20 protein-coding genes and 1 pseudogene are annotated in these 22,945 nt (G+C 67.2%); 10 read left to right on the forward strand and 11 right to left on the reverse strand.

Annotated elements, in window-relative coordinates; genetic code table 11:
• Positions 1 to 26: 26 nt before the first annotated feature.
• Complete coding sequence (locus ACL58G_RS01120; RefSeq protein WP_440964694.1) at positions 27 to 665, forward strand: pyridoxamine 5'-phosphate oxidase family protein; 639 nt, start codon at positions 27 to 29, stop codon at positions 663 to 665.
• Here ACL58G_RS01120 and ACL58G_RS01125 read toward each other — a convergent pair.
• Positions 655 to 1,413, reverse strand: coding sequence for a DUF3108 domain-containing protein (locus ACL58G_RS01125; RefSeq protein WP_440964696.1), 759 nt, complete (start codon positions 1,411 to 1,413; stop codon positions 655 to 657). The two genes, ACL58G_RS01120 and ACL58G_RS01125, sit on opposite strands and share 11 nt — an antisense overlap.
• Positions 1,414 to 1,416: 3 nt before the next feature.
• Positions 1,417 to 2,568 (reverse strand): DUF3108 domain-containing protein, encoded by a 1,152-nt coding sequence (locus tag ACL58G_RS01130; protein ID WP_440964697.1) that lies wholly within the window; start codon positions 2,566 to 2,568, stop codon positions 1,417 to 1,419.
• A 126-nt stretch (positions 2,569 to 2,694) separates the two neighbouring features.
• On the opposite strand from ACL58G_RS01130, the gene ACL58G_RS01135 reads away from it, so the two are divergent.
• Positions 2,695 to 3,474, forward strand: coding sequence for a PhaM family polyhydroxyalkanoate granule multifunctional regulatory protein (locus ACL58G_RS01135; RefSeq protein WP_440964699.1), 780 nt, complete (start codon positions 2,695 to 2,697; stop codon positions 3,472 to 3,474).
• Between the two features lie 15 nt (positions 3,475 to 3,489).
• On the opposite strand, the gene ACL58G_RS01140 is transcribed toward ACL58G_RS01135, so the two are convergent.
• The 6 genes from ACL58G_RS01140 to ACL58G_RS01165 all read right to left on the reverse strand — a co-directional run bounded on the left by ACL58G_RS01140 (position 3,490) and on the right by ACL58G_RS01165 (position 11,095).
• Positions 3,490 to 5,592, reverse strand: coding sequence for a molybdopterin cofactor-binding domain-containing protein (locus tag ACL58G_RS01140; protein ID WP_440964701.1), 2,103 nt, complete (start codon positions 5,590 to 5,592; stop codon positions 3,490 to 3,492).
• A 96-nt stretch (positions 5,593 to 5,688) separates the two neighbouring features.
• Positions 5,689 to 6,306: a CPBP family glutamic-type intramembrane protease gene (locus tag ACL58G_RS01145; protein WP_413386291.1), complete on the reverse strand. Its 618-nt coding sequence runs from the start codon at positions 6,304 to 6,306 to the stop codon at positions 5,689 to 5,691.
• Positions 6,307 to 6,420: 114 nt separating this feature from the next.
• Complete coding sequence (locus ACL58G_RS01150; RefSeq protein ID WP_440964704.1) at positions 6,421 to 8,088, reverse strand: tetratricopeptide repeat protein; 1,668 nt, start codon at positions 8,086 to 8,088, stop codon at positions 6,421 to 6,423.
• Positions 8,085 to 8,795, reverse strand: a complete 711-nt coding sequence (locus tag ACL58G_RS01155) for a sensor histidine kinase (protein ID WP_371765122.1) — start codon at positions 8,793 to 8,795, stop codon at positions 8,085 to 8,087. The genes ACL58G_RS01150 and ACL58G_RS01155 overlap by 4 nt, the downstream gene beginning before the upstream one ends.
• A 70-nt stretch (positions 8,796 to 8,865) precedes the next feature.
• Entirely contained in the window at positions 8,866 to 10,527 is a 1,662-nt protein-coding gene (mnmC, locus tag ACL58G_RS01160; RefSeq protein WP_440964706.1) for an FAD-dependent 5-carboxymethylaminomethyl-2-thiouridine(34) oxidoreductase MnmC, read from the reverse strand.
• A 4-nt stretch (positions 10,528 to 10,531) separates the two neighbouring features.
• Entirely contained in the window at positions 10,532 to 11,095 is a 564-nt protein-coding gene (locus ACL58G_RS01165; protein WP_413386288.1) for a DNA-3-methyladenine glycosylase I, read from the reverse strand.
• A gap of 68 nt (positions 11,096 to 11,163) precedes the next feature.
• On the opposite strand from ACL58G_RS01165, the gene ACL58G_RS01170 reads away from it, so the two are divergent.
• The 5 genes and pseudogenes from ACL58G_RS01170 to ACL58G_RS01190 all read left to right on the forward strand — a co-directional run bounded on the left by ACL58G_RS01170 (position 11,164) and on the right by ACL58G_RS01190 (position 15,523).
• Entirely contained in the window at positions 11,164 to 12,174 is a 1,011-nt protein-coding gene (locus ACL58G_RS01170) for a serine/threonine-protein kinase (protein WP_440964708.1), read from the forward strand.
• Positions 12,171 to 12,683: pseudogene (locus tag ACL58G_RS01175) on the forward strand (GAF domain-containing protein); the annotation flags it as partial. The gene ACL58G_RS01170 and the pseudogene ACL58G_RS01175, both read left to right, overlap by 4 nt.
• A gap of 106 nt (positions 12,684 to 12,789) precedes the next feature.
• On the forward strand, positions 12,790 to 13,326 hold the full coding sequence (locus ACL58G_RS01180) for a hypothetical protein (RefSeq protein ID WP_440964710.1): 537 nt from the start codon (positions 12,790 to 12,792) through the stop codon (positions 13,324 to 13,326).
• 65 nt (positions 13,327 to 13,391) lie between these two features.
• A complete protein-coding gene (locus ACL58G_RS01185; RefSeq protein WP_440964712.1) occupies positions 13,392 to 14,216 on the forward strand; it encodes a PP2C family protein-serine/threonine phosphatase in 825 nt (274 codons plus the stop codon).
• Positions 14,217 to 14,335: 119 nt separating this feature from the next.
• Entirely contained in the window at positions 14,336 to 15,523 is a 1,188-nt protein-coding gene (locus ACL58G_RS01190; protein WP_440964714.1) for a PEP-CTERM sorting domain-containing protein, read from the forward strand.
• A gap of 9 nt (positions 15,524 to 15,532) precedes the next feature.
• Here the strand turns inward: ACL58G_RS01190 and arr are convergent, their stop codons facing one another.
• Positions 15,533 to 15,988, reverse strand: a complete 456-nt coding sequence (gene arr, locus ACL58G_RS01195) for an NAD(+)--rifampin ADP-ribosyltransferase (RefSeq protein WP_413337776.1) — start codon at positions 15,986 to 15,988, stop codon at positions 15,533 to 15,535.
• A gap of 384 nt (positions 15,989 to 16,372) precedes the next feature.
• Here arr and ACL58G_RS01200 point away from each other — a divergent pair, with 384 nt between their 5' ends.
• On the forward strand, positions 16,373 to 17,032 hold the full coding sequence (locus ACL58G_RS01200) for a glutathione S-transferase family protein (RefSeq protein ID WP_440964715.1): 660 nt from the start codon (positions 16,373 to 16,375) through the stop codon (positions 17,030 to 17,032).
• Positions 17,033 to 17,051: 19 nt separating this feature from the next.
• Here the strand turns inward: ACL58G_RS01200 and ACL58G_RS01205 are convergent, their stop codons facing one another.
• Complete coding sequence (locus ACL58G_RS01205) at positions 17,052 to 17,972, reverse strand: MBL fold metallo-hydrolase (RefSeq protein WP_413337778.1); 921 nt, start codon at positions 17,970 to 17,972, stop codon at positions 17,052 to 17,054.
• Positions 17,973 to 18,087: 115 nt separating this feature from the next.
• Positions 18,088 to 20,001, reverse strand: coding sequence for a glycoside hydrolase family 2 protein (locus ACL58G_RS01210; protein WP_440964717.1), 1,914 nt, complete (start codon positions 19,999 to 20,001; stop codon positions 18,088 to 18,090).
• 163 nt (positions 20,002 to 20,164) lie between these two features.
• On the opposite strand from ACL58G_RS01210, the gene ACL58G_RS01215 reads away from it, so the two are divergent.
• Together ACL58G_RS01215 and ACL58G_RS01220 are read left to right on the forward strand one after the other, a co-directional pair.
• Positions 20,165 to 21,439 carry a putative Na+/H+ antiporter gene (locus ACL58G_RS01215; RefSeq protein ID WP_440964719.1) on the forward strand — a complete coding sequence of 425 codons (1,275 nt, stop codon included), beginning with the start codon at positions 20,165 to 20,167 and terminating at the stop codon, positions 21,437 to 21,439.
• Between the two features lie 23 nt (positions 21,440 to 21,462).
• Positions 21,463 to 22,938 (forward strand): alanine/glycine:cation symporter family protein, encoded by a 1,476-nt coding sequence (locus ACL58G_RS01220; RefSeq protein ID WP_440964721.1) that lies wholly within the window; start codon positions 21,463 to 21,465, stop codon positions 22,936 to 22,938.
• The last annotated feature ends 7 nt before the right edge of the window (positions 22,939 to 22,945 follow it).

The following is a 22,945-nucleotide window of genomic DNA, read 5'->3' on the forward strand; positions in this document are numbered from 1 at the left end:
CGGCTTCCATTCACCGCATCGAGGCCATGAATACCGCTCCCTCCACCCGCACCCAGGTCAAGCGCATCGCGCGCAACGCATCCTACGACCCCGCCCTGCTGCACGCCATCGTCGATGCCGCCTACGTCTGCCACATCGCCTTCGCCGACGCGCACGGCACGCACTGCATCCCCACCGCCTGCTGGCGCAGCGGCGACTACCTGTACATCCACGGGTCGAACGGCAGCCGCATGCTGCAGCGCCTGACGGAGCAGGATTGCTGCGTGACGATCACGCACGTGGATGGCCTCGTGCTCGCGCGCTCCGCCTTCAATCACTCGATGAATTACCGCAGCGCGATGGTCTACGGCCGCTTCGAGGTCGTCGGCGAATCCGCCAAGCGCGACGCACTGGCCGACTTCATGGAACACCTGGCGCCGGGCCGGCAGGCAGGGATCCGTCCGGGGAACGACAAGGAATTCGCGGCGACGACCGTGATGCGCATTGCACTGGCCGAAGCCGCGTGCAAGGTGCGTACGGGTCCGCCGAACGACGACGAGGAGGACATGCACATCGCCGCGTGGGCCGGCGTGCTGCCGCTCGCACAGGCGCGCGGAACGCCGGTGCCGGACGCGCATTGCGCGGCCGCGGCGCCGGCCTACGTAAAGGACTGGGCTACTTCTTGACGATGCGTTCGAGCGTCTGCTCGACGTAGTCGCGGTCGTTGTCGGTGAAGCGCAGCTTGACCGGATACCACTCGTGGCCGGGCGCCAGCCAGATGTCGAGCGACTGGTCCCTGGAACCCGGCGGCGGCGCGCGCATCACGTGCACGGCATCCACTTCGCCCAGCGACGCGCCGGCCTGCACCTTCTCGCGGCCCACGACGCGGAACGTCCACGGGTCCGCATCGCGCGGGCCGATGACGAAGAACTGCCATTCCGATCCCGGCTTGAACTTGTCCTTCGCGGCGCGCGCGACCGCCACCAGTTGCCACGAGACGGACACGCGGTCCTGCTCGCCACCCTTGATCGGATACGTCTTGTCGCCGTCGCTGAAGGTGATGGTCTTGCCGTCGCGGTCGAAGGTGGCCGTCGTCGGATCCTTGCGGAAGCGCTTGTCGTAGTACTCCGTCGGTGCGAGGCCCCAGTTGTCGACGATGCCCGTGCTGCGGTTTTCCGTCAGCTTGCCCAGCAGCGCCACGCGCGACTCGGCGCTGATCGTGTATTTGCTGTCGTTGGCGCGCCAGGTGAGCGTCGCATCGCCGCTCAGGTTGAAGCCGCGCTGGCGCGCGCCGATGGAATAGGTCAGGTCGGCCGACGGCGGCAGGTCGAACGGGCGCTTGATGGCCGGATGTTCTTCCGCCGCGACCGCCTGGCCGCCCAGCACGGTCATCAATACTGCCCCTGCGCCTGCCGTCTTCAAAACATTTTTCATATATCAGCTTCCTGCTTGTTGAATCACGATTTTGCTCGCGGTCTGGGTCGTCACCGCCCCACTCGCCTCGACGTTGCGGATCTGTACCGGATACCAGCCATAGGCCGGCGCCAGCCAGAGTTCCAGGCGCGAATTGTACGAGCCGGGTTTCGGTGGACGCACGAAGTGCCACGTGGCGATGCGGCCCAGCGGCGTGTCGAGCTGTTCCTGTCCGGCCACCGTGAAGGTGAAAACGCTTGCGTCGCGGTCTTCGCCGACAAGGATGTCGATATTTCCCGACAATTGTTTCGAATCACCGCGCGCGATGGCCGCCAACTGCAGCGGCACGCTGGCTTTATCCTGCGCGCCCGGCACGAGCGGATACTTCGCGCCGGATGCCGAAAACGTCAGCGTGCCCTCCCGGCGATTGAAATGCGTCGCCGTCATGGCGCGTCCGCGCCGCTTCTCCGTCATCAAGGAGGGGACGAATCCTTCGTCTCCAACCGTGCCCTCGCTCGTGAGGGTGAGCAGGTTCACGTGCGCAAACACGACGCGGATGCCGGCCTCGATCTTCACGCGGTAGCTGGACGGCGTCACCCGCCAGGACAGCAGCGCGTTGCCGCTCCACTTCGTGCCGTTCGCGTCCGTGCGCGCGACGTCGAGCGTGATGTCGGCCGAAGGCGGCATGTCGACCTTGTAACGGCGCGCTTCGGGCGCGGCCGGCTGGGGCTTCGGTGCCGCTTCCTGCTGGACCTGCGTCTGGGGCGCCGCGTCCTGTGTCGTGGATTGTACGGGGTCCGCACCGGCGGCGGCGCCACCCTGCCCCGTTTGCTGTCCCGCCGCATCGGACGCCGCGAGACCGTCCGATTCCGGCGTCAACGCCCCATCGGAACGACCGGGCGGCGGCGCGGCGGGCACCACGGGCTCCGGATCGATCTCGGGCAACGGCGGCGGCTCCAGCGCCGGCTGCGGTGGCGGCACGGGCGGCAGCGGGCGCGGCTGCGGTGCCTCGACCAGCTCGGCCGTCAGGGGCGCGCGTCCCGTGCGGGCGGACGGGTCGGGCACCTGGCCCGTCTGGCGCACGAACCAGACGAACACGAGCACATGCAACAGGACCGTGAGCGCGCCCAGCGCCAGTTGCCGGCGGCGTCGGGTCGTGGCGTATGCGGGGCTCATCCGCCTAGTGTAGCCGGTCCGCCCGCGCACTGCCGGCCTGTGCGTCCAACCATCGCATCCAACCATATCTATGTCGGCTCTTATTTATCTGTTACGCTAGCGGCCACCAACCAGGGAGAGACCACCATGCTGAAACCCTCCGCACCCGCCATGCCAGGCGTGACGGACACGCTGGAATTCGTCAAGAACCTGTGGGGATCCATGCAGATCCCCGGCACCGGTATGCAAGGCATACCCGGCATGCCGGGGATGGCTGGCATCGCCGCACCGCCGATGTCGACCGAAGACCTGGACAAGCGCATCGCCGACCTCAAGGCGGTCGAGTCCTGGCTGAACCTGAACCTGTCCATGCTGCGCGGGACCATCCAGGCCCTCGAAGTGCAGCGCGGCACGCTGATGACGCTGAAGACGATGGGTGCCTCGATGGCCGAAGCGATGCGCCAGTCCGGCGTCAGCGCGGAAAAGATGGCATCCATGCCGTTCTCGCCCTTCTTCGGGGGGCAGGGCCAGGCGGGCGCCGCTGCCAAGCCGGCAACGCCGGCCGCGAAGACGGATGCGCCCAAGGCGCCGGCTGCCGCCGCGGCAGGCAGCGGCGGCACGGCTCAGCCGGGCACGGCCGCGCCGCAGGCCGCCGGCGCAGCGGACGCGCCGGGCAACCCGGCGGCGGCGGCGATGCCGGCTGCCGTCGCGTGGTGGAACATGCTGCAGGAACAATTTACGCAGGCCGTCGCCAACGCGATGACGCCGAGCGCCGCCGCGCCGGCAGCGCCCGCGAAGGAGGCAGGCGGGGCGCCGAAAGCGGAAGCGCCCAAGGACGCGCCGAAGGTGCAGCCGCCTGCGCCGAACAGCGGCAACGGCAGCAACGGCAAGACGCGGACCAGCCGGTCGAAGACCGACAAGACCTGACGTCCACCCCGGCCGTCAGCCGAGCTCGAACGGCAGCTTGCGCAAGCGCTTGCCCGTGAGCTGGAAGATGGCGTTGGCGAAAGCCGGCGCCAGCGGCGGCAGGCCCGGCTCGCCCATGCCGGTGGGCGGCTCGGTGGACGGCACGATGCATACGTCCACATGCGGCATGTCCGGCATGCGCGCCACCGTGTAGTCGTTGAAATTCCCCTGCTCGACGACGCCGTCCTTGAACGTGATGGCGGCGCCGGGCAACGTGGTGCCGAGGGCGGCCAGCACGGCGCCCTGCACCTGCGCCTCGATCGACAGCGGATTGACGGCCAGGTTGCAATGCACGCCAGCCGTGACCTTGTGCAGCTTCGGCACGCCATTCTCGACCGACGCCTCGACCACGTAGGCCACCACGCTGCCGGACATGCCGTGCACGGCCACGCCCCAGGCACGGCCCTCGGCCAGCCGCTTCTTGCCGTAGCCGGACTTCTGCACGGCCAGGTCGAGCGCCGCCAGGTGGCGTGGGCGTTTATCACCCAGCAGCTTGCGGCGGTACGCGACCGGGTCGGCGCCGGCCGCGTGCGCCACTTCGTCCACCAGCGTCTCCATGACGAACGCCGTGTGATTCGACGCCGACCCGCGCCACCACAGCACCGGCACGTTCGCCTTCGGATGATGCACCGTCAGCTTTACCGGCAACGCATACGCCTCGGCGATGCCCTCGGTCGTCGTGGAATCCACGCCGTTCTTGATGAGCACCGATTCGAACGGCGTGCCCGCGCTGATCGCCTGGCCGACGATCACATGGTTCCACGCGACGACGTCGCCGTTCCCATCGAGCCCGATGTCGACCTTGTGCACGTGCGCCGGGCGATAGTAGCCGCCCTTGATGTCGTCCTCGCGGCTCCAGATGATTTTCACGGGGCCGCGCCCGTACGCCTTCGCGACGTTGACCGCTTCGACCAGGTCGTCCGACGTGGTCACGCCGCGGCGGCCGAATCCGCCGCCGGACATCATCGTGTGCAACGTGACCTGCGTGAGCTTGAGCCCCGCCGCGGCCGCGACGGCGGTCTGGTCGAAGGTCTGGAACTGCACGCCCGCCCACACCGAGCAGCGATCCGCGTGGAGGTCGACCACGCAGTTCACCGGTTCCATCGGCGCGTGCGCGAGATAGGGGAATTCGTAGACGGCCGAGATCGAGGCCGGCGCCAGCGCCGGCGCGGCGGCAAGCGCGCGGTAATCGCGCAGTTGGCGGCCCGAATCGAGCTTGTCGACGGCGTCCGTATCCCAGTCGATGACGAGCGCATCGCGCCCCTGCTGCGCCTGCCAGTACCCATCCGCGATCACGGCCACGCCACGACCGCCGCTGCCGGCCGCCACCTCGACCACGTCCACCACGCCCTGGATCGCGCGCGCCCTGGCGGCATCGAGACTGCGCACCCGGGCGCCGAACACGGGCGGACGCGCGACCACGGCCACCTTCATGCCGGGCAGGGAAAAATCGATGCCGAACTGCTGCCGGCCGCTCGACTTGGCGCGCGCATCCAGGCGTCCGGTCGGCTTGCCGATGCGCTGGAAATCCTTCGCGTCCTTCAGCTTGACGGTCGCCGGCACCGGCAGCTTCATGGCCGCATCGGCCAACGCGCCGTAGCGCGCCTTGCGGCCGCCGGGGCCGATGACCGTGCCCGCCGACGTGGTGCACGACGCCGGCGCGACCTGCCACTGCTCGGCCGCGGCGGCGATCAGCATCGCGCGGGCGCGCGCGCCGGTCTCGCGGTAATGCGTGAACGAGTGCGCCACGGAGATGGAACTGCCCGTCATCTGGATGCCGAACAGCGGATCCTTGTAGGCGTCGCCGGCCGGCGCCAGTTCGGCGCGCACGCGCGACCAGTCGGCGTCGAGCTCCTCGGCGATCAGCATCGGCAGCGCCGTGTGGACGCCCTGGCCGAATTCGAGCCGGTCGACCATCACGGTGACGGTGTCGTCGGGCGCGATGTGCAGGAAGGCGTTCGGTGCCGGTGCGGCTGCGCGGCCGGGGACAGGCAGCATAAAGCCGAGCACGAGCCCGCCGGCGGACTTGAGGAAGCCGCGGCGGGTCACCGCCGCGTGGGTGGTCCGTTCGATGCGCACGTCGCTCTCCGCTGTAATCAAAGGCAAATTTTCACACGGCGGGCAGTGCCGCCGGGATTATGATTTTCACTAGACCGTGTAGCGAATTACGCCACGTCAGTCAAACAACAACCAACTAGAATTGAAAATTGCGTGGAAGGCCATTGCAGAGAACAATCCATAACGCAGGCGAAAGTAACTCAGGACAACTCCCGTAATCATCTGCGAAGAGACGACGAACACTGTCAGGCACCCAAGCCAACCATTGGTGGTCGCAATCGTAAAATTGCCAAGGTGAGCAAGGCCAAACGCAACCGCATTCCCCCACACGATCAGGCGATATCGAGTCAGGAAGGCACGTCCTCGCGCCATGCGTAGAGAAAATTTTCTCGCATCATCGAGGTGTCGCCGGCGAACGTGATCGACGAACATCACAGCCGCAACAACGCCAAGCAGGACGAGCGAGACCTGCCAGCTCCCAATGAAAAGGGGTATCAGCACAGGCTGCACCGCGAGTGTCGCGGTCGCACTGCGCAGGCCAGCCCGAAAGACCAGTTCCTCGAGCAGTGGGGCGACCACCACCGACGCAAACGCCATGCGGGTGCCCGACCAATCCAGCGTCGATGTCACGCCGAGCAGCTTGGTCAGCCCAAGCAGTATCGGTGAAAGCACGATCGCAAACGACACCAGATATGCAAGCAATATGACCGCCAGGCGCCAGATCAGACCGGACATGCCGACGTCGGCAGGGTGCCGACGTGTTGGACGCCAACAGAAACGTGCCAACTGACTCAATTCGGCACGAATCTTCGGCGTCCATTCGCTGGTAACGGAGCGCGCACCCGACAACTACACCACCTCGTCGACCACGCCACTCTCCGCCACCGGCTGCAGCTGCGCCAACTGCTCCATCAACTGCGCGAAGCGCTGCTGCCCCGGCAGCAGGCGGTCGACGTGGTGCAGCACCTCGTACGCTTCGCTCGATAACGCGGTGTCGTAGCCGTGCTGCTGCATGTGCGAGACGAGGATCTGGGCCGCGTTGAACAGGATGCGCTGGTTGTTGGGCACCTTCTTGCGTGCCTGGCGCATCCACTCGACGGCGTCCTTCAGCTTGCCCGTCTTCCACAGCAGCACGCCCTGGTTCATCAGGTCCGTGGCTTCCTTCTTGGAGGCGCGGATGAACTCCAGGCCCTCGTCGCCGAGGCGCGCCTTGTCGAAGATCTTCTGCACTTCGTCGAGCAGCAGCGGATTGTCGTGGTTGTTGCGGATGACGTAGCACAGCAGCTCCACCGGCGCATCCTTCACGCCCACCGCGAACAGCAGCGTGGCCAGTTCCAGGCAGGTCGGAATGTCGGGCCGGTCCTCCGTCGCGTTCAGCAGCGCTTCCAGCTCGTCGCCGGCCTTGCGCGCGCGCCGGTAGTCGCCGCTCTCGTGGTAGACGAGACCCTCGGTGATCTTGGAACGCAGCGCGATGTCCGGATGGTCGGCGGCGAACTCGCGCTGGACCTGCAGCAGCAGCCGCAGCGCTTCCTTCGCATCGTTCTTCTGGCCGCACACGCGCGCCAGCCCGAGGTAGGCGTCGGGTGTCTTCATGATGGAATACTCGCCGATCAGGATGCACTTGCGGAAGGCCTGCTCCGCCATCTGCACGTTGCCCACCTTGAGCGCCACGTTGCCGAGATTGCGCTGGCGCGGCACGGAATTCGGCGACAGTTTTGCCGCGCGCTCGAGGATCGCGCACGCCTCGTCCAGCTTGCCCAGGTTCTGATAGGTCAGCGCGAGCTGGTCGTACGCGTCGATGTAATAGCGGTTCTCCGCGATCACGCTCTGGAAGGCTTGCCGCGCCTGTTCGAATTCGCCGTTGGCCATGCGGATCTTGGCGATGCCGGCGCGCGCCCACTGGTATTCGCGCTGCTCCAGCACGCGCTCGTACACTTCGCGCGCCTTCACCGGCTCGCCGCTCTTTTCCATCAGCTTGGCCTTCATGCGCAGCAGGTCGATCTCGTGCGCCTTGTGGCCTACGATGGCGGCATCGCACAGGCGCGCCGCGCGCAGGTAGTCCTTCTCCGCATAGGCCTGGTCGATGAGGCGGAAGACCTGCTTCTTGTGCCACACGCGATTGAGCCGCGTGAGCAGCACGCCTTCCGTGATCGGCTTGATCAGGTAGGCGTCCGGCTGGTGCTCGGCCGCGCCCATCACCGATTCCACGCTCTTTTCGGCCGACACCATCAGCCACACGGTGCTCGGGTTGACGAGGTTGCGCACGCGCGCTTCCTCCAGCACCTGCTGGCCGTTCTTGCCGTCGCCCAGGTTGTAGTCGCACAGGACGACGTCGTAGCGGATGCGCGCCAGCAGGCCCATCGCCTCGCCGCCGGACGAGGCCTGGTCGATGTTCTTCGCGCCCAGGCTGCGCAGGGCTTCGCGCAGCAGCTGGCGCACGCCGACGAAGTCGTCGACGACGAGGTAATTCTTGTCGGCCCAGTCGATTTCGTTGACGGCCTTGGCGGAAGCGTTCATGGCAGGTTCAGGATGAAGCAGCCGCCGCCGTAGCGGCCGCCGTTTTCCAGGCGGAGCGTGCCGCGCCGCTCGCGGTGCTGGTGCATGCGCGCGACTTCGCTGGAAAAATACAGGCCCAGGCCCGCGCTGTTGGTCAGGAAGTTCATGCCGCCCGCCGTTTCGCGGGTGGCGATCGCGCCGGCCTTCAGCAGCGCCGGCGGATAACCGGGGCCGTTGTCTTCCACGCGCAGTTCGAGCCAGTTGTCGTCGGTGACGCGGATCGCCAGGCGCACCGTGTCGCAGGTGTAGTGGATGGCGTTGTTGATCGCATGCGACAGCACGCCCACGATCAGGTCTTCGTCGAAGTGCCAGACGAGATCCGCGTCGTAATCGAGTTCCAGCTTCAGGCCGCGCGACTTCAGCAGCACGCGCTCCAGCGCCACCACCTGGTCGACCAGCTGGCCCAGCTCGAGCGGCTGCACGTCGAACGGGTACGCGGGCGTGCCCACCTGCTTGTACAGCGCGAGCAGCTGCATCAGGTTGTCGTTCAGGCGCTTCGTCTGGTACAGCATGTGCGCCATCTGCGGGTACGCCGATTCCGTCTGCGGGGAGGCGTCGACAAGAAGCCGCTCCAGCGTCCCGGACAGGACGCTGATCGAATTCTTCATGTCATGCGCGGTCGAGGCGAGAAACAGCGACAGTTCGGGCGCGTCGGGGGTGTCGTCCATGGCTGGATCAGGTGTGAAATGTTGCTTGGCACACATTATACCTTTGAAACTTTCGGTTGCCCGAAAGAAATCAATTTTCAGGCTGCGGACCCCGCGGCGCGCGGCGTGCGCGCAACACGAAGCGGGCCGGATCGAGCGCGTCGACCAGGCTGGACTCCAATGGCAGCGGCTCGCCTTCGATCTGGGCGGCGAGCAGTTCGGCCGCCAGACCGGCCCAGATCAGGCCGCGCGACGCATAGCCGAGCAGTCCGTACAGTCCCGGATGGCGCGGCACGTCGCGCAGGCGCTCGGTGGTGCCGGCGGCGGCGAAATCCGGCAGGCGGCCGACGAGCGGCAGGCGGTCCGGCGCCACGCAACGAAAACCCACGCGCCCCGCCAGCGGCGCATCCGCCGCCGCATGCGGATCGGACAGCAGGCCGCGCAGGCGCTCCAGGTTTTCCGCGTGGCTCTCGGGCGACAGCGCGGGATTCGGATCGGCGTCGTAGGTCGCGCCGGCGCTGCACACGCCCCCGGACGGCGGCGTCAGATACGCCTCGCGGCACAGCACGACGGGCAGTTTCGGCACCATGTCGGCCGGCACGTGCGACACCTGCCCGCGCAGCATCGTCAATGGCAGCGGCGCGGCCTGCGGCACCTGCGCGGCGCCGGCGCCGTTGGCCAGGATCAGGTTCGGCGCCCGCGCGACCACGATGCCGTGCTCGTTCGTCAGGTGCCACTGCTCGCCGTCGCGTTCGATGCGCACGTCGCCCACGCCGAATTTGCGCTCCAGGCGCCCGCCGCACGCATCCAGCATCGCCGCGCACACGCTGCCGGGCCGCGCCCAGCCGGCGCCGCGGAACAGCCAGCCGCCGTCCGGCGCCGGCAGGCCGCCGAGCAGCGCTTCCGCCTCCGGGCGTTCGAGCCACTCGGCGAAATCGGGCGGCAGCGACGTATCGGCGGCGATGGCGCGCTGCACGTCCGCGTGGCCGGCGTCGCGCGCCAGCTGCAGCACGCCGCATTTGTCGCCCTCGATGGCGCGGCCGATGCCGCCCAGGCGCTCCCAGTGGCGCAGCGCGTACAGGTAGGCGGCGCGCGTCAGGCGCGTGGGCACGTTGTCGTCCTTCGACAGCAGCGGCATGAAGATGCCTGCGCGGTTGCCCGACGCTTCCATCGCGGGCTGCGGCTGGCGGTCGACGACCGTCACCTGCCAGCCGCGCGCACACAGGCGCTCGGCCGCGGCGGAACCGGCGATGCCGGCACCCAGCACGATCGCGCGGCGTTCGGGCGCCGGCGGTGCGGGCGGCCGTGGCTTGCGGCTGGCGAAGCGCGCGTGGCGGCCATCCGCGTCGAACACGAAGCCCTGCGCCGCCAGTGCGGCGACCTGGTCTTGCGTGAGGCCTTGCGCCTGCAGCGTGGCGTCCTGCGCGGCCACGCGCGCGACGTGGCGCGCGAAGTCCGAGCCTGCGTGTTCGATGTCGTGCAGGCGGAACATGTCGACGCGCGCCGTCAGCTGGGCCAGCGCGTCCGTCAGCGGTGCGCTGATCAGGTCCAGCGTGACGCCCGGCTCCGCCTGCGGCATGCGGTGGAAGCCCGGCAGCAGGTGGTCGCACAGGGCGACGATATGAAGATTGGGAGAACGGTGCGGATCGGTGCGCCAGACGTCCGTCACGACGCGGACCGCGGCGCCGTCGCCGTAATGCGAATCGAAGACGGTATAGCGGGCCCGGGTGCACCAGCAGGCACGGTAGTCCATGACATCACCTCCGGCGGCGGCACAGGCAGGCACGGTCGTGATCGTCGACCATGCCGATGCCCTGCATGTAGGCATACACGATGGTCGAGCCGACGAACTTGAAGCTCCGCCTGGCCAGGTCTTTCGAGATGCGGTCGGACAGCTCGGTACGGGCCGGCCGCGCGCCGTCTGGCCAGTCGTTGACGATGGGCTTGCCGTCCACGAAGGCCCACAGGTAGTCGTCGAGGGTCAAGCCCTGTTCGCGCAGGCGCAGGTACGCTTGCGCATTGTTGATGGCGGCCGCGACCTTCAGGCGGTTGCGCACGATGCCGGGATTCGCGAGCAGTTCCGCGACCTTGGCATCGTCGTAGTTCGCGATCTTGTCCGCGTCCCAGCCGTCGAAGGCGAGGCGGTAGTTGTCGCGTTTGTTCAGGATCGTTTCCCACGACAGCCCGGCCTGCGCGCCTTCGAGGTTGAGCATTTCGAACAGCGTCGTCTCGTCGTGGCAGGGTACGCCCCACTCGTGGTCGTGATAAGCGATGTAGCGTGGGTTGGCCATGTTGGCCCAGGTGCAGCGGGTGTCGTTCATACATCAAGTATAAACCCGCGGCGCCGATTTTCATTGTCGGCATGGTAATTTGATTTACACTTGCGCCCATGAACCAACCGACGCAGCTAGGCAGATACCGGATCGTGCGCGTGCTCGGACGCGGCGCCATGGGCGAGGTCTATGAAGGCCTCGATCCGCGCCTGGACCGCAGCGTCGCGATCAAGGTCATCTCCACCGCCTGCGATGCCGATCCGGAGCTGCACGCGTCGTATTCGGCCCGCTTCATCCGCGAGGCGCAGGCCGTCGCGCGGCTGAACCATCCGCACATCGTCGGCCTGTACGACTTCGGCGAGGAAGACGGCGTCGCCTACATGGTGATGGAACTGGTGCGCGGCGAAGAGCTGGCGGCCTACTTCGACATGACCCAGGACTTCCACCTCGAGTTCACGCTCGAGGATGCCGTGCGCATGACGTGCGAGCTGCTCGACGCCCTCGGCTACGCGCACCGCAACGGCGTGATCCACCGCGACATCAAGCCGGCCAACGTGATGCTGAGCCACGACCTCTCCGTGAAACTGACGGACTTCGGCGTCGCCCACATGGCCGCGCTGAACGCGGCGGTACAGGATGCCGACGGCGCGGAGATGGTCGGCACGCCCAGTTTCATGGCGCCCGAACAGATCACGGGCCAGGCCGTCGGCCCGCAGTCGGACATCTTCGCCGTCGGGATCATCCTGTACCAGTTTCTCACCAACGAGCGGCCGTTCCGCGGCGCCGGCATGTTCGCGGTGCAGCAGAAGATCCTGCACGACCACCCCGTCCCGCCGACCCTGCTGAATCCCCTGCTCGGCCCGGCCTTCGACCGCGTCCTGATGCGCGCCCTCGCCAAGCGGCCGGAACATCGCTACCCCAGCGCCGAAGCGTTCCGCGACGATCTGCGGCGCGCGCTCGACGGCGACACGCTCGCATCACCGCTGTTTCCCGACCTGTGGCGTCCGCTGGACACGGTCACGCCCCGCTCCCCGTCCGATGTCGTGCGCCAGGTGCCGGACGATGTGGATGCGACCCGTGTCGAAGACGCCGACGCGACGCGTCTCGCGCCCATGACCCGGCCATGAGCGACGCGACCATCGTGGCGAACGGCGACTTCTTCCGCCGCCTGCAGCAGCTCACGACGCGCATCCACGCCACGCGCAACGTCGACGAGATCATGCTCGACCTGTCCGAGGGCATCTGCACGCTGTTCGGCGCGGACCGCCTGACGATCTACACGGTCGGCGAGGACAAGGCGAGCCTCGTCTCCAAGATCAAGACGGGGATGGCGTCGTTCCGCCAGCTGCGCCTGCCGATCTCCGCGCAGAGCGTGGCCGGCTATGCCGCGCTGGCGCGCCGGCTGCTCAACCTGAACGACGTCTACGATGCCGCCGAACTGCAGCGCTACGCGGCCGACCTGCGCTTCCAGCAGGGCGTCGACCGGCGCACGGGCTACCGCACGACGCAGATGCTGGTCGTCCCGATCATGCACGACAGCGAAGTCATCGGCGTCCTCCAGCTGATCAACAACCTGCGCGGCGGCCCGTTCGACAGCACGGTCGTCGAAGGCGCGCGCTACCTGTGCGACACGCTCGCCATCGCATTCGCCCAGCGCCGGCAGGAAACCGAGACGCGAGCGCACGGGCTTCGTCGGCGCGCTGGGATCCCGCGCGCTGGGACGCGAGCAGGTCGAGCAGGCGGTGGCACAGGCGCGCGCGCAGGGCCGCGACGTCGAGGACGTGCTGCTCGACGACTTCAAGGTGAAACTGCCCGTCGTCGGGCGCGCCCTCGCGGACCATTTCGCCGTGCCCTATCTCGCCTTCCACCCGGGGCGGCGCGTGCCGGCGGAACTCCTCGACGGCATGGACCGCGCGTCCGCCGAAGCGCGCCAGTGGCTGCCGGTGGAGCGCAACGAGCATGCGCTGTACGTCGTCTGCATCGACCCGGACAAAGTCAGGGCGGACAATGCCGTCGCCACGCTGTTCCCGCAGTCGCGCCCCGTGTTCTGCGTGACGACGCGGCGCGATTTCGCGGCGCTGCTCGACCAGTACTTCGGCCCGGTCGCGGCACCCGCGGCGCTGCCGCCCGAACGCGCGGACAGGCTGCTGGATACCGTCGCGGCACTCGTCGCGGGCAGCCACCGCGAGGGCCTGTCCGACCTGCGCATCGAGACGGCGCCGGGCGACAGGCCGGGCGAGATCCGCTTCACGGTCAGCGGCGTCCTGCGGCTGCCGTGAAAATCGCCAACCCTCCAGGGCAGCGTGCTAGCATGCCGCACCTGTATTGATATCCACCGCGTTCGATGAGCACCTGGAAGCAGCTAACCCCGAGCATCTACCACCGTCTCGCCTTCGGCAGCGCGTACGGATTGACCGACGTCGGCCTCGTACGCCAGTCCAACGAAGACAACTTCCTCATCGATCCCCTGCTCCGCCTGGTGGCCGTCGCAGATGGCATGGGCGGTCACGACGGCGGCGAAATCGCAGCCTGCCTGGCCCTGGAAACCGTGCGCGATGCGCTCGCCGCCGCCGCCCCGAAAAAATCCTCGCCCGGCGATGCGGCCGACCCGGACGCGACCTGGCAGGACGAACACATGCCCGCCGTCGTGGCCGTGCACGAAGCCGTCGACGCCGCCAATGCGCGCGTGTACGGCGCGAATCTGCAAGGCGGCCGCGGCGAAGGCAGCGGCATGGGCACCACGCTGACGGGCTTCTGGCAAAGCCTGCCGGGCGGCCCGCTCGTCATCTTCCACGTCGGCGACAGCCGCCTGTACCGCTACCGCGACGGCGAACTGGCCGTGCTCACGCGCGACCAGACGATGTACCAGCAGGCGCTGGAAGCGGGCGTTTCGGGCGACTTCCCGCCGCGTAACCTGCTGCTGCAGGCGATCGGCCCGACGGCCGCCATCGCGCCCGACGTCAAGGCATGCACATCCCATCCCGGCGATTTATACCTGCTGTGCAGCGACGGCTTGTACGGCAACACGCCGCACGCCGCCATCGAGCAGGTGCTGGCCGGCGCGCATGCGCAGGCGCTGGAGCACTGCTGCGCCGAGCTGATCGCCCTCGCCAAGGCGCATGGCAGCCGCGACAACATCACGGCCGTGCTGGCGCTCGTCGAGCGCTGAACGGCAAGTGTCGCTATTTACACTATGCAAATAGAATTTCTCTAGAATAATGTAGATTTGATACGAGGAAAGATGATACTCTGTAGGAGATCTCCTACTATCACTCTTACAAACCTCGTATGGACTACCGCAGCGCCTACATTCGCCGAAGCAGAAAGGGGTCGCGTCTGAAACAGCGCCTGGCCGCTGTCGGCGTGCTTGGCGTGGTGGCGTGCGCCGCGCTGTACGCGTACGCGATGCACGAGTCCACGGCGCCGACGGTGTCCGCGCAGGCGCATGCGCCGGCCGCCGCCGCGACGCCGGTGCCGGCCGTGCTGCGCACCGCGGCCCAGGTGGAGACGAAGAAGACGCGCCGCGTCTATCCGTATTCGATCGTGCCCGGCGGCGTCCTCGACCGCAAGGAACTCACGCATGCCATCGCCGTGGACCAGGTCGTGGCGGCGCATTACGCGGCATTCGAGGCAAGCAAGACCACCGTCAGGACCGTCGACAAGCCGCGCGCCGTGTACGTCTCGTACCGCAAGGGCGACAAGGTGTTCTGGACGGCGAAGAAACTCCAGCTGGCCAAAGGCGAAACGCTGCTGTCCGACGGCCAGAACGAGATCCGCACGCGCTGCGGCAACCGCATTTCCGACGTGCCCCAGCTGCCCGTCGAAGCCAAGGGACCCAGCGAGGAAGAACTCGATTCGTCCGTCGAAGAGGCCCAGCAGGACGAAGGCACCATGGAACAGGTCGGGTACGCGGCCGATACCAATCCGGCTGGCCACGGCTACCAGTTGCAGACCTTCGGAAACGGCGAGACGGCGCAGACCGGCGGCACGGCGCCCACGCGCACCAGCTTCGGCCTGAACGGCATCCCGGGTGCCGGCATGGGCCCCATCTGGGACGGCGGCGCCCTGCCGGTATCGCTGGCCAAGGTGTCGAGCGACACCGTGCAAACCGGTACCGACGGCGACCCGGGCACCGGCACGCCGGGCAACGACGGTTCCGGCGGTGGCAGCGATCCGGGCAAGACGGGCGGCACGACGCCTGACGGCACGACGGGCGGAACGTCGCCGGACGGAACATCGCCCGGCGCCGACGGCACGCAACCGACCACCGATCCCGGCACGAAAAACCCGACGATCCCCGGCACCCTGCTGCCGACGGACCAGCCTGGCCAAACCAACGATCCCGGCAAAGACCCAGGCAAAAACCCGACCAAACCGCACGGCGACGTGCCGGAACCGGGCACGCTGTGGCTGGCCGGCGCCGGCGTGGCCGCGCTGCTGGCGGCGCGCCGCGCGAAGAAACGGTCGCGCGACTGAGCCGGTGTTCTAGTCTTCGATCACGGCACGCCCCGCGCGCCGCAATTCTTCCAGGTGGTCGAGCATCTGCCGGATCACCTCCGGCGGGTGACCCTGCCAATCCGCCACTTCCCCGACGATCCTGAGCGGCGTCCGCGTGCGGTACGAGCGCGTGGGATTGCCGGGAAAGCGTTTATTCGTCAGGTTGGGATCGTCCTCGAACGTCCCCGTGGGTTCCACGATATACACATGCCCCCGTCCCTCGGCGCCGCCGAGCGCCGTCGCCAGTTCGGCCCCCCAGATCGCGGCCTCCATCGAGGCGCTGAAATACACGTTGTTGGAAACGCGGCCTTCCTCGAAATTGGAGGCGTGGCCCGGAATTAATACGTCGCCCGGCTGGAAACGGATTCTGGTGCCGTGGTAGAACGGGCCCGGGACGTTGTCGCAGGATTCGTGGGTAACGGGAGTCCAATCTTGATGATCCATACGGCCTCTTATTTCAACAACTTGATGTGCTTGACGAGGGCAGTCCGCTCATCGCCTTTGGGGCGATACGACTCGCCCGCGAGCATGTTACAGCGCCGCGCGTTGCTGGCCCATCTGCTGCGCGCAGGACACGTCGGCTGCCGACGGCGACGAGCAAGCCAGTGCGGCAAGCAAAAACGGCAGGTTGTTTATCAGGCGATTCATGCATGAAACCGGTAATGTCATTCTTCATCATACTGAAAGGATGAAGTCTCAGGTTCACGCTTGACCACTGAGATGACATTAGTATTGACGACAAATTACCACACCGGAGATACTGGACAACCCCCGAACAGTCCCGCAACCCGGGCTACCCTGCGCCGTGGGCAACGGCTGAGAACTCCCATGACGCTCGCACTCTACGGTCATCCTTTCTCGTCGTACACGCAAAAAGTGCTCGTCGCGCTGTACGAGAACGACACGCCTTTCGAGTTCCGCTGCCTCGGGCCGGACACGCCGCAGCACGCGGCGCAGTGGCTGCAACGCTGGCCGCTGCGCAAATTCCCGCTCCTCGTCGACGGCGCGCGCAACGTCGTCGAGACGAGCATCATCATCGAATACCTGCACCTGACGCATCCGGGGCCCGTGCGCCTGCTGCCGGACGATCCGCTCGCGGCGCTGGACGTGCGCTTCATGGACCGCTTCTTCGACCTGCACGTGATGAACATGGTCCAGCACGCGGTGAACGGCGCGCTGACGGGCGATGCGGCCAAACGCGCGGACGCCGTCGCGACGGCGACGGAAAAACTGGAACTCGCCTACGAATGGCTTGAAGGCTACCTGGCCGGGCGCACGTGGGCGGCCGGCGACACGTTCTCGCTCGCGGATTGCGCCGCCGCGCCCGCGCTGTTCTACGCGGACTGGACGCATCCGATCGGGCCGCAATACCCGACGCTGCGCGCCTACCGCGCGCGCCTGCTGGCGCGGCCGTCGTTTGCCCGCGCGGTGGACGAGGCGCGGCAGTACCGTCCCCTGTTCCCGCTGGGTGCGCCCGACCGCGACTGAGCGCGACCGAACGCCGGCGTCAGTAATCCCAGAACACCGGCACGTAGCGGTACGCGTCGCCATCCGCCATCACCCGCCCGATGGACGGGAACGGCAGGTGCGCCGCAACCAGCAGTCCGCCATCAATCATCAGCTCGCGGAACAGGCGGTCGCGCACCCTGGCCGCTTCTTCCGGATCGTGTTCGAAACCGTTCTGCCAGCCGGGATGCTCGAAGTTGACGGGAAAGACGGCATCGCCGGCGAACATCAGCCGCTTGCCGCCGGACGCCAGGTCGACCACGCAATGGCCGGGCGTATGGCCGCCGGTGCGCCGCGCCACCACGCCCGGCGCGACTTCGCGGCGCTCCTCGAAGACCTGCAGCCGGTCGCGGTATTCGTCGAGGAAGCGCGCGGCCGTCGAGCGCAGCACGGGCGGCACCGCGTCCGGCATGACCGTCAGCGAGAAATCGGGCGACGCCCAGAATTTCACTTCGGCGTCGGTCACGTGGATACGCACGTCCGGACGCAGTCTCTCCTTCACGCCGGGCGCCAGCAGTCCACCCACGTGATCCATGTGCATGTGGGTGATGACGATGTCCGTCACGGACGCGAGATCGATGCCGACGGCCTCCAGCCGCGCCGGGAACTGGCCGGCGCGCGGGAAGCCCGGGAACTGCGTGCCGACACCGGCATCGACGAGGATGGTCTGGTCGCCGCTGCGCACGACGAGCACGTTCAGCGGCCAGTCGAATTTGTCGGGCGGCAGGAACATGTGATCGAGCCAGTCCGCCAGCTCGGCCGGATCGGCGTTGGTCGCCATCGTCGTGGCGGGCAGCGGCAGCACGCCGTCGCTGACCACCATCACGTCGATGTCGCCGACCTTCAGTGCGTAACGGGACGGCACCAGTTCTTCGGGGCCGTGGCTGGCGGGGCGCAACGGGGTATCTACGGTAAGCATCATGGTCTCCTGAAAGAGGCCCGGGGATCGGGCATGGATGCATCGTAGAGACGAAGACCGCGGGCCAGAAGCCATGCGGGCGGGCGCACCGTGTTGCCCGCTACGCACCAAACGGCGATCAATGCGCGTACTTGCGCTGGACGTCGTCGTAGAACTGCTTCATGGTCCAGAACGCGAGCTTCTTCTTGCCGGCGTCCGTGACCAGGCCCTTGCGGTTCCAGAAGTCCTGGTAGTACGGATGCTGGCGGCGCGGCGAGCGGAAGTCGACGAGCACCCACGGCGTCATCCCGCGCAGGCCCGGGATCGCGGACAGCATCTTGAACTGGTTGCGGTACAGCGTGTCCTGGTATTCCTCGCTCCAGCGCGTGTCGGCGTCGGCGTGGTAGCCGCCCAGCGCCTCGGCGCCGAATTCCGTCACCACGACCGGCTTGTTGTAGCGGACGTCGAAGCGGTAATTCAGCATCTCCGCATTGCTCGCCCAGTACCAGCCGGCGTACTCGTTGAAGCTGGCGAGATCGAGATAATCCGCGAGCGGATCCTCCACCGTGATGTCGCTGCCCTTGCGGTGGATTTCCAGCGCGGCCGCGACGAGGCGCGTGTCGTCCAGCGACCGCGCCGTCTTGGCGAGATTGCTCATGAACGTATTGCGCGGGCCGCCGATCGGCGTCTCGTTCCCCACCGACCAGACGACGACGCTCGCGCGGTTCTTGTCGCGCGTGACGAGGTCCGTCAGCTGCGCGTGCGCGTTGACGTAGGTGTCGGGATTGGTCCACGAGATCGTCCAGTACACGGGCACTTCCGCCCACACCATCAGACCCATCTCGTCGGCCAGGCGGATCATCTCTTCGCTGTGCGGGTAATGCGCGAGCCGCACGTAGTTGCAGTTCATCTCCTTGGCCCACTGCAGCAGCATGCGCATGTCGCCGGCGCCGCGCGGACGGCCCGGGATCAGCGGATTCTCTTCATGCATCGAGATCCCGCGCAGGAACACGGACTTGCCGTTCAGGAGGATATCCTGGCCGCGCGTCTCGATGGTGCGGAAGCCGATGCGGTCGACGACCTTGTCGCCGCCGCCGGACAGCTCGACCGTGTACAGCTTCGGCTGCTCGGGCGACCAGTACGTCAGTTTATTCACCGGGAAGTTCAGCGCCGCGCGGCCGTTCGCATCGGTGCGCACGGTGGTCCTGATGCCCGCTTCGGGAATGCTGACGGTCACCTGCTGCGCCTTGCTGTCCCCCGCCATTTGAATGAAACCTTCGATGCGGCGGGCGTCGCCCTTCGCCAGCTGCACCTTGTAGTCGGCGATGTACGTGGCCGGCAGCTCGGCCAGCAGCACGTCGCGCGTGATGCCGCCGTAGTTCCACCAGTCCGTGTTCACGGTCGGGATCTCGTCCTGGTGGCGCGTGTTGTCGGCCTTGACGACGACGACGTTGCGGCCCTTCGCCAGCTTGTCCGTCACGTCGAACTGGAACGGCGTAAAGCCGCCCTTGTGCATGCCGAGTTTTTTACCGTTCAGGTAGACGTGCGCCTCGTAGTTGACGGCGCCGAAGTACAACGCGTAATGCTTGCCCGGCTTCGGGTCGGCCTGGAACGCCTGGCGCAGCCACACGGTGCCCTCGTACAGCTGCAGCTTTTCCGCCTGCGAGTTCCAGTCGCCCGGCACCTTCATCGTGGGCGCGTGGTCGAAGTCGTACTCGACCCACTCCGTCTTGTCCTTCGGCTTGCGGTCGTCGTAGAAGCCGCCCTTGCCGCTGTCCGACTGGTCGAACGGCATGTGGCGGTAGTCGTAGTAGCCGTTCTCGTACGGGTCGATGATGTAGCTCCAGCGGCCGTCCAGGCTCACATGGCTGCGGGCGTAGATGTTCTGCGTGGGCGCCATCAGGCTGTCGGCGTGGCTCGCTTTCGATGGCTGGCCGGCCAGTTGGACGTCGACAGAATCGGTGGAGTGCGCGGCAGCATGCGCGGCGCAGGCCACCAGCGTCAATACAGAGAATTGCAGCACGGCCGTCAGCCGGGCAAACGGGTGTGTCATGGTGTCTCCTGATGGTTATTCAGGGAATGGTAGCGCTGTCATCGCTCAGCTGCAAGATTTACAATCCGTGCGTTATACTCGTGGGATAAGGGGTGTTCACGCCATGTCGGCGTGACAGGTGTTACGCGCTGGTCGGGCCGCCACGCGGCCTTGTCACGACCCTATGCTTATACCCACGACCCTGCAAATGATCGGTGCCGCGCTGTTCGGCGTGGCCGTCCTCCACACCTTCTCCGTCAAGTATTTCGAGCGCCTCGCGCACACGCACCCGCGCCATGCCGGCATCTGGCACCTGCTCGGCGAAGTGGAAGTCGTGTTCGGATTCTGGGCGATGGTGCTGATGCTGTTCATGTTCGGCGTCGCCGGCCGCCACGAGTCCGTGGCCTACCTCGAGTCGCGCAACTTCACGGAGCCGATGTTCGTGTTCGCGATCATGGTCGTGGCGGGGAGCCGGCCGATCCTCGACTTCGCCCACCTGCTCGTGCGCACCGGCGCGCGCCTGCTGCCGCTGCCGCGGACGATGGCGCTGTGCTTCGTCGTGCTGTCCTTCGTGCCGCTGCTGGGCGCGTTCATCACCGAACCGGCCGCGATGACGCTGGCCGCCCTGCTGCTGCGCGACGGCGTGTTCGCCCGCAAAACGGGAGCACGTGATACGGGCCCGCGCCTGAAATACGCCATCCTCGGCGTCCTGTTCGTCAACGTCTCCATCGGTGGCACCCTGACGCCGTTCGCCGCGCCGCCCGTGCTGATGGTCGCGTCCATGTGGGGCTGGGACCTCGGCTTCATGCTTGCCACCTTCGGCTGGAAGTCCGCGCTGGCCGTCGTGACGAACACGATCCTGCTGCTCGTCGTGTTCCGGCGCTCCTTCCTCGCGCTGGGCGATGCGGCGGATGCGGTGGCCGATCCCGTGCCCCTGCCGGTCATCGCGATGCACCTGCTGTTCCTCGTGCTGATCGTCGTCTTCGCCCATCATCCGCAAGTCTTCATGGGCATCTTCCTGTTCTTCCTCGGCTTCACGGCCGCCTACCAGCGCTACCAGGACAACCTGATCCTGCGCGAGGCGCTGCTCGTCGCCTTCTTCCTGGCCGGCCTCGTCGTGCTCGGCGGCCTGCAGGCCTGGTGGCTCGCGCCGCTGCTGACCAGCATGAGCGCCGACGCCGTGTTCTTCGGCACCACCGCGCTCACGGCCATCACCGACAATGCCGCCCTCACCTACCTCGGCGCCCAGGTGCCCGGTCTCAGCCTCGCGTACAAGACCGCCCTCGTCGGCGGCGCGGTCGCGGGCGGCGGCCTGACCTTGATCGCCAACGCGCCCAACCCGGCCGGCGCCGCGATCCTGAGAGACAGCTTCCCCGACCGTGCGATCAGTCCCCTCGGGCTGCTCGCCGCCGCAACACCGCCCACGCTGATCGCGGTGGCGGCCCTGCACTTCCTCTGATCCCTGACCTGGAGACGCAAGCAATGAACGACCTGGTGAACGCCATCAACGGCATCGTATGGAGCCCGGCCCTGATCGCCCTGTGCCTGGGCGCCGGCCTGTATTTTTCGGTGCGCTCGCGCTTCCTGCAGTTGCGTCATCTACGGGAGATGGTGCGCCTCATGATGGAAGGGAAAAGCTCGGCCGAAGGCGTATCGTCGTTCCAGGCGCTGGCCATGACGCTGGCCGGCCGCGTCGGCACCGGCAACATCGCGGGCGTCGCGACGGCCATCACGTTCGGCGGCCCCGGTGCCGTGTTCTGGATGTGGGCCGTGGCCTTCCTGGGCGCGAGCTCCGCGTTCGTCGAGTCCACGCTCGGCCAGGTCTACAAGGAGCAAATCCACCGCGAGTTCCGCGGCGGGCCCGCGTTCTACATCGAGAAGGGCCTGGGCATGAAGTGGTATGCGTGGATCTTCGCCGTCGTCACCGTGTTCGCCACCGGCGTGCTGCTGCCGGGCGTGCAGGCGAATTCGATCGCGGAAGGCCTGCGCAACGCCACCGGCATCGACGCCAACGTCACCGCCGCGCTGCTCGCCATCGCCCTCGGCTTCATCATCTTCGGCGGCGTCAAGCGCATCGCCCACTTCGCCGAAATCGTCGTGCCGTTCATGGCGCTCGCGTACATCATCGTCGCCTGCGTCATCATCTTCCTGAACTGGCAGCAGCTGCCGGGCGTGCTCTCGCTGATCTTCAGCTCGGCCTTCGGCCTCGATGCCGGCTTCGGCGCCATCGTCGGCATGGCGATCCAGTGGGGCGTCAAGCGCGGCGTGTATTCGAACGAAGCGGGCCAGGGCACCGGACCGCACGCCTCGTCCGCCGCGGAAGTCAGCCATCCGGCCAAGCAGGGCCTCGTGCAAGGCTTCTCGGTCTACATCGACACGCTGTTCGTGTGCTCGGCGACGGCCTTCATGCTGCTGATCACCGGCCAGTACAACGTCGAAGGCCCGGACGGCACCGCGATCCACACGGGCGTCCACGGCGTCGCGTCGGGTCCGGGCTATGTGCAGACGGCGCTGGAAAACGTGATGCCGGGCTTCGGCTCGCTGTTCGTCGCCCTCGCCCTGCTGTTCTTCGCGTTCACGACGATCGTTGCCTATTACTACATCGCCGAAACCAATATCGCGTACATCAACCGCACCGTGCACCGCCCATGGATGACGCTCGTGCTCAAGGTCTGCATGATCGGCGCGACCGTGTACGGCTCGGTGAAGACGGCCGACGTGGCGTGGGCGCTGGGCGACCTGGGCGTCGGCCTGATGGCCTGGCTGAACATCGCCGCGATCCTGCTGCTGCGTAACGTGGCCTTCAAATGCCTGCGCGACTACGAAGCGCAGCGCGCGGCGGGCAAGGATCCCGAATTCGATCCGGCCGCGCTGGGCATCGAGCGCGCCGATTACTGGGTCAAGCGGGCTGCCGGCCGCCGCCAGCAAGACACGGAGACGGTCGCGGCCAAGGTGTGAACAGATC

This window comes from Massilia sp. GER05, from assembly GCF_052056005.1.
Classification (GTDB): domain Bacteria; phylum Pseudomonadota; class Gammaproteobacteria; order Burkholderiales; family Burkholderiaceae_D; genus Telluria; species Telluria orientalis.

Bases quoted from the DNA above. Each gene is read 5' to 3' on its own strand.
- ACL58G_RS01210 (WP_440964717.1), bottom strand. From the start codon at position 20,001: ATGACACACCCGTTTGCCCGGCTGACGGCCGTGCTGCAATTCTCTGTA.
- ACL58G_RS01125 (WP_440964696.1), bottom strand. From the start codon at position 1,413: ATGAAAAATGTTTTGAAGACGGCAGGCGCAGGGGCAGTATTGATGACC.
- ACL58G_RS01120 (WP_440964694.1), top strand. From the start codon at position 27: ATGAATACCGCTCCCTCCACCCGCACCCAGGTCAAGCGCATCGCGCGC.
- ACL58G_RS01135 (WP_440964699.1), top strand. From the start codon at position 2,695: ATGCTGAAACCCTCCGCACCCGCCATGCCAGGCGTGACGGACACGCTG.
- ACL58G_RS01215 (WP_440964719.1), top strand. From the start codon at position 20,165: ATGCTTATACCCACGACCCTGCAAATGATCGGTGCCGCGCTGTTCGGC.
- ACL58G_RS01155 (WP_371765122.1), bottom strand. From the start codon at position 8,795: ATGGACGACACCCCCGACGCGCCCGAACTGTCGCTGTTTCTCGCCTCG.
- ACL58G_RS01190 (WP_440964714.1), top strand. From the start codon at position 14,336: ATGGACTACCGCAGCGCCTACATTCGCCGAAGCAGAAAGGGGTCGCGT.
- ACL58G_RS01145 (WP_413386291.1), bottom strand. From the start codon at position 6,306: ATGTCCGGTCTGATCTGGCGCCTGGCGGTCATATTGCTTGCATATCTG.
- arr (WP_413337776.1), bottom strand. From the start codon at position 15,988: ATGGATCATCAAGATTGGACTCCCGTTACCCACGAATCCTGCGACAAC.
- ACL58G_RS01185 (WP_440964712.1), top strand. From the start codon at position 13,392: ATGAGCACCTGGAAGCAGCTAACCCCGAGCATCTACCACCGTCTCGCC.
- ACL58G_RS01130 (WP_440964697.1), bottom strand. From the start codon at position 2,568: ATGAGCCCCGCATACGCCACGACCCGACGCCGCCGGCAACTGGCGCTG.
- mnmC (WP_440964706.1), bottom strand. From the start codon at position 10,527: ATGGACTACCGTGCCTGCTGGTGCACCCGGGCCCGCTATACCGTCTTC.
- ACL58G_RS01150 (WP_440964704.1), bottom strand. From the start codon at position 8,088: ATGAACGCTTCCGCCAAGGCCGTCAACGAAATCGACTGGGCCGACAAG.
- ACL58G_RS01220 (WP_440964721.1), top strand. From the start codon at position 21,463: ATGAACGACCTGGTGAACGCCATCAACGGCATCGTATGGAGCCCGGCC.
- ACL58G_RS01170 (WP_440964708.1), top strand. From the start codon at position 11,164: ATGAACCAACCGACGCAGCTAGGCAGATACCGGATCGTGCGCGTGCTC.
- ACL58G_RS01205 (WP_413337778.1), bottom strand. From the start codon at position 17,972: ATGATGCTTACCGTAGATACCCCGTTGCGCCCCGCCAGCCACGGCCCC.
- ACL58G_RS01165 (WP_413386288.1), bottom strand. From the start codon at position 11,095: ATGAACGACACCCGCTGCACCTGGGCCAACATGGCCAACCCACGCTAC.
- ACL58G_RS01200 (WP_440964715.1), top strand. From the start codon at position 16,373: ATGACGCTCGCACTCTACGGTCATCCTTTCTCGTCGTACACGCAAAAA.